Below are 5,486 nucleotides of genomic sequence, written 5' to 3'. Positions count from 1 at the left end.
AAAATTCATGACGTGAAGCTGTATGCAGTTTTATGCTGGTGGTGGTATTAGGAGCAGAGCGTATATTCACGGGGTCTCCGGTAACAATCACCTTTCCCTCCAAAGGCTTAATCCCCACCCTCCAATTCCGACTGTAGAAGGGAATACCCAATATAAGCTTTTGTGCCGGCACTCCCTCTGATAAAACCTTCACAATGGAATCCTCCGTCCAGGGCAAATCCGCCACCGATCCCTCATCAGGACTGGTTGACCAGTGCTGGTCATAGGCCATGAGAATTAAGTAATCACTGGCCTGTGCCAGGGCTTTTCGGTCATAGCACAAAGAATAAACAGACTGGGCTGGTCTTACCACGTCCACCGTTAATGTAAGATCGTTTTTCTTCATCTCCTTATACAAATCCTGAATAAACTTGGTGAATTTATCTCGGTTTGCTAGCCCCATTCCTTCAAAATCTATGTTCACTCCATCCACATCTTGTTCCCGAGCCTTATCCACAATCTGTGTAATGAGAGAGCTTTGAAGATTAGGGCTTATCCCAAACTGCTGTACAGTAAGCCAAACCTGATAACCCTTCTGCCGGGCTAGAGCAATATTGTTGCTGTAATTCTTCAAGGTATAAATGCCACTCTCGTTCACTCCATACATAACGGGAGCATAGACATTGTATCCCGATTGATTCGGGCTCCTCTGTAAAAACTTAATATCCGTTCCACTCATCCACTGCCATCCCAGGCGGATATAATCCTTCTCTTTATCAGTTACTTCTACATGTGTCCGGGAGACCCACCCCTCTTTACTGCCAAACCTGATTTTTAGATGCTGACCATTATCCTCCAGAACCTCTGTGACATATCCATGATAAGGATACCTCAAAACAGCTCCGCCTCCGGGGCTGGAATAGAGCTGAGAGGAAGTAGTAAAGATCACCTTTAACCCTGAAAGGTTAAATAGACTATCAGCTATATTTTTACTGACCGCATTAGTTCCACCCAAGACAGTCGCAGACTGAATATTTTTTTGTAAAAAATAATTTTTTACTACCTCCGGTGCAGATCGGCCTACCAGGAGCATTCCCCTATTCTGTTTGGCAGCAAGCACTGCCCCAGTAATGGCATCGGCAAAGTCCAGGCCGGTAGCAATAAATACCAAATCCCCCGAAGGCTGAAAATGCTCCGCCAGAGCCACCGCTGTCTCGTACCGGTCGCCACCCCACACCCGGATAGCATTGGGAAACTGGTTTTTTACCACCTCATTGCTAATTACCTGGGTACCACCCACCACAATTACATTCTGAATGTCTAAGTCATTGATAGCATCCAGAGTAGCCTCAGGAGTTTGCAGGGTGTCGGTCAGCAAAATTGGCATGCCCGCTGCTGCAGCGTAAGAAGCAGCAGCCAAAGCATCGGGAAAGTTAAAACCGTACACAACCACTGCTGTAATTGCCCCCTGGGGGGCTAGTCTGTTGGCAATCATAACAGCAGTTTCAAATCTGTCTACTCCCCCAATTCTTTCAACTTCCTGACCCTTGTAAAGCAGATAATCTTCCACCTCAGAACTAATGGCTGAAGTGCCACCCAAAATGTATATTTTTGCAGGCCTCAGGCGCTCTATTTCCTTCATGGTTTCTTCAGGAAGCCTTTCCGGTTGGGTTAACAAGATTGGAGCATTGAGACTGTGTGCCAGCGGCACTGCTGACAGGGCGTCGGCAAAAACATCCCCTCTCGCCAGAAGAACTGTATCTGCCGACGACGGCCAACCCTTCTTACTCACTTCTACTGCAGTAAGGTAGCGGTTATTCCCGGCAATGCGATCATACTTGTCCGTAGCTTCACTGGTATTTGTATTAAAACCTACAAGAAAATACGAGAGGATTATACAAAAGAGCAGGAATTTAGAGATTTTTTTACACATTCTTTTAGATCACCCCTTAATAATTTATTTCCATTGAATAATTTCCACATTATTGAAGTAATTCCTTTAATAATATGTAATTTTGTAAAGTGGTAATTGCACCCAATTATAACTGAAGAACCAATTAGTTCCTCTTAATTATCTCTGGACTCTGAAAAAGTTCAGCCGGGAAAATGCACTGTAGATAGAAGACAGTAGTTCTGATGGGGAGGAAATAACGTGATTTAACTTTATTAATTTCCGCCCTGGCAAGCAAAATTGTGAAAAAACAAGTCATAGGTTTTAATTGAAATTGAGTTATAATAGAAGGATTTTACATTAAATTTATGGAATTACATTATAATGCTAAATATGTATAAATGGTGAAAGAGATAATTGAGGAGGGCAATATTTTTATGGCAAAGAATAAAATATTTTTAAACGCATTTTTAGCGGCTTTATTAATCTGCAGTTTATTTATGTTTTCTCCGACCGCAGGGGCAGAGAATACCGTTCGCAGAATATATGGAGAAACCCGCTTTGAAACTGCAGTAGAGATTTCAAAAAAAGGTTGGAACAGTGCAAATACAGTCATTTTAGCCCGGGCAGACAAGTTCTTCGATGCACTGACGGGAACACCTGTATTTGTCAACTCAAAAGTGGTCCACGTTACAGTTGAAAAAAGGTCCACTTATTTAGTTGGTTTTAGCCATGACATTGTCTCTTCAAATCGATGACTTACTTCTCGTGAAATATCTAGGATGTGTGATTTGTGAGCAAGTCTATCTACAATTGCACCAGTAAGCATCGGGTCTTTAAAAATCTCCTCCCAGCGATCAAAAGCTAAGTTTGTTGTTATGATTATTGATCCTTTATCGTTTCTGTTTGATAATAAATTAAATAGTATTTCACAACCAATTTTGTCAAAAGATACGTATCCCAGTTCGTCTAAAACAACAAGATTGTACTTTTCAAATTTGGTTTTATACTGCGATAGTTTGCTTTCACTCATTGCTTCTTTTAACTCTATTATTAAGTTAGGTACAGAGATAAACAAAACACTTTTACCTTCCAAGCACGCCTTGATACCAAGTCCAATACTATAATGAGATTTTCCACAACCTGGTGATCCTATTAAGATTATATTCTCTTTATTTTCAATGAACTGCAACGTTTCTAATTCTTCGAATTTCGGTATGAATTTCTTATGGTACTTACTCTTGTCAAAGTCCTCTAAGTACTTGTCAAGAGGGAATCTAGCCCTTCTGAGCCTATGTTTCAAACCATTTTCAAGTCTTAGCTCTAATTCTCTTTCGAGTAGACGACTTATCAGCTCTCGGTAGGTCATGTTTGTATGGTTTGCCTCATCAAGAAGCATTTGATAATTGGTTTTTATGTAGGGTAGTTTCAGTATATGGGCCATTTCTTGTATCTGCATTTATTCCACCTCCGATAAACACAATTCGTTATATCTAGATACTTGCCTTGTAGCGATGTTGCTAAGTGCAGTTTTATCGATTTGTATAGATGGAATAATATCGATATGAGATTTATTGTATGTTTCTAGAATCAATACTATTTCTTCGATTGGTTTATCATCATTTTCTTGAATGATCTCTATGAATTTTCTCGTGTTTCTGCTAAAATTAGTATCATAGATGGCTTTTAACCTTGGTATGCTTTTTAGGGCGTGGGAGTTCTTGATTGCACCTGGTTTTTTGTTTAATGAGTTTAAGTAATGTTTAATTTCAATACTTATCTCGTTATGGCCATCTATTTTTTTGTGCTCACAAACGAGTATGTTGTTTGAATAAAAGCCTATTGTGTCGTAATATTTCTTGATTGTTACTACACGTCCTACAAGATATTCAGGTACTGAATAGTGGTTGTTATCAACTCGTACAAAACTATATTTATTGGGTTTTTGCACTGTAACTGTTGCAAGATCAAGCTTTGGTTTTGTAGGTTGAAGATGTTTTATTTCTTGAGAAATAGTACTGTCATTATTGAGTTCTATCAAAATAGTATCCAAGTATTCACGTGCGTCATCGAATGTCTTAAACTTATAAGTTAACGCAAATGCTTTGTTCCTTATTATCTTCACGCTGCCCTCTACATGACCCTTCTCGTTCCCACTGAAACAATTAGTAACGTTGATATCGAATCCGTAGTAGAGTGACAATTTCAGTAAATTCTCATTGAGGATTTTTTCAGTTTTACCTATGAATTTCGAAACGACATTTCTCATATTGTCATACACGATCTCTGAATACACGCCATTTAACATATCAAAGAAACGCACATGAGAATCCATAAAGACGTCTTGCTTTTGATTCTTATATAGATACGCCCATCTGAAATTAGCAGCTGGTGAAGATAGTACAGCTAAATGATAGGTACTGATCTCCCCGTTTATTTCTAACTTCACTTCGCCAAAATCATATTCAAGTCTTTGCCCAAAATCATATGATTGTTTAATAAAGCATTCCTTAGGTTTGTTTCTTTTTTCTTTGATTTTATTTGTAATAGTTGTATATCCAATATCAAATTTTTCATTGACTAGCAGTTGATGAATTTGCAAATTAGTCAGCTGTTGTTTATGTCGACCTAACTCTTTACACTTTTCAGATTCACTCTCTAGGATTTCGTCTAACCTAGAATCGATTTCTGTTGTGTATTTTCTGGGTTTTCTATTTTGAGCATTATACTTTGGTGCCTCGCATATTTTTTCTTGTGCTTCTTGTACTTCTTTTTCATTAACGTCTAATGCATTCAACAGGGCATTATTATTCTTGTACTCATTCCAATAGATTGCTACTGTTTTACGATTGATGTTTAAAATCTTGGCAGCTTTTCTATTGGATACACCTTGTTGCTTTAGCTTTATTATTGCGTGCTTGTCCATTATCTTAATCACTCCATCCCACCCCTTTACTGCCATTATAACAGTAAGGGATTAGTATTAAAATACTGGACCATTTTTCAATTGATATTATCCTATTAATGGGCCACTTTTAGAGTATCATAAACATCTCCCTTGTTTGTTAACCCTGCAAAAACACCTCTGTCTATGTAGTTGTATAGCGTTTTTGTACAGATACTGGCTTCAAATTGCAGCTCTTTATTCTTTATCTCTCCGATTACAGCGTCTGGCGAGTATTTATGGTTCTTAATTTTATTCTCAATATGCTCAGCCAACCTATGATCATGACTTATTTTTAAACACGGACCTTTGTTCTGACCACTTACTAAATACTTTCGTTGGGCCGTATCCGCACAATACGTATTCTGATATGTCAAATCCGTCTTCAATAGCCTCACCCTGCCCCTGGAGAGCTCCCTCTCAATCGTTCTACGGTCTCTTCCCAGGCGATTAGCGATGTCTATGGGGCGCAGTCTCTCTTTCAACAGTATTTCTATCTGGTAGCGTTCTCTCTCTGTCACATGTTTACCCTTTCGTGATTCAGTGTTACAATGTAATTGACTCATATGCTATTCCTCCTAATGTTTTGTCTGGTTCACTTAACATTATATAGAGGTTTTAGCTGTGAGTCACTTTTTATCTATGTTTGGGCACTTAATTATACAACTTACC

At 38.8% G+C, this 5,486-nt stretch carries 4 protein-coding genes and 1 pseudogene; 1 reads left to right on the top strand and 4 read right to left on the bottom strand.

What is annotated here, in order from left to right:
- The coding region (locus Q7J67_00845) for a cell wall-binding repeat-containing protein (GenBank protein ID MDO9463843.1) at positions 1-1,912 on the bottom strand (1,912 nt) is incomplete at its 3' end.
- A 395-nt stretch (positions 1,913-2,307) separates the two neighbouring features.
- On the opposite strand from Q7J67_00845, the gene Q7J67_00840 reads away from it, so the two are divergent.
- Entirely contained in the window at positions 2,308-2,628 is a 321-nt protein-coding gene (locus Q7J67_00840; GenBank protein ID MDO9463842.1) for a cell wall-binding repeat-containing protein, read from the top strand.
- On the opposite strand, the gene istB is transcribed toward Q7J67_00840, so the two are convergent.
- The 3 genes and pseudogenes from istB to Q7J67_00825 form a co-directional block, all read right to left on the bottom strand.
- Positions 2,583-3,329, bottom strand: a complete 747-nt coding sequence (gene istB / locus Q7J67_00835; protein ID MDO9463841.1) for an IS21-like element helper ATPase IstB — start codon at positions 3,327-3,329, stop codon at positions 2,583-2,585. The two genes, Q7J67_00840 and istB, sit on opposite strands and share 46 nt — an antisense overlap.
- A complete protein-coding gene (locus tag Q7J67_00830; protein MDO9463840.1) occupies positions 3,330-4,808 on the bottom strand; it encodes an IS21 family transposase in 1,479 nt (492 codons plus the stop codon). It abuts the gene before it with no gap.
- Between the two features lie 119 nt (positions 4,809-4,927).
- Positions 4,928-5,380: pseudogene (locus Q7J67_00825) on the bottom strand (helix-turn-helix domain-containing protein).
- Positions 5,381-5,486: the final 106 nt, after the last annotated feature.

Source organism: bacterium, assembly GCA_030652805.1.
GTDB lineage: Bacteria > JAHJDO01 > JAHJDO01 > JAHJDO01 > JAHJDO01 > JAHJDO01.
The sequence above is the reverse complement of the archived record's forward strand: the minus strand, read 5'-3'. Positions and strand labels throughout refer to the sequence as shown.

Bases quoted from the DNA above. Each gene is read 5' to 3' on its own strand.
- Q7J67_00840 (MDO9463842.1), top strand. From the start codon at position 2,308: ATGGCAAAGAATAAAATATTTTTAAACGCATTTTTAGCGGCTTTATTA.
- istB (MDO9463841.1), bottom strand. From the start codon at position 3,329: ATGCAGATACAAGAAATGGCCCATATACTGAAACTACCCTACATAAAA.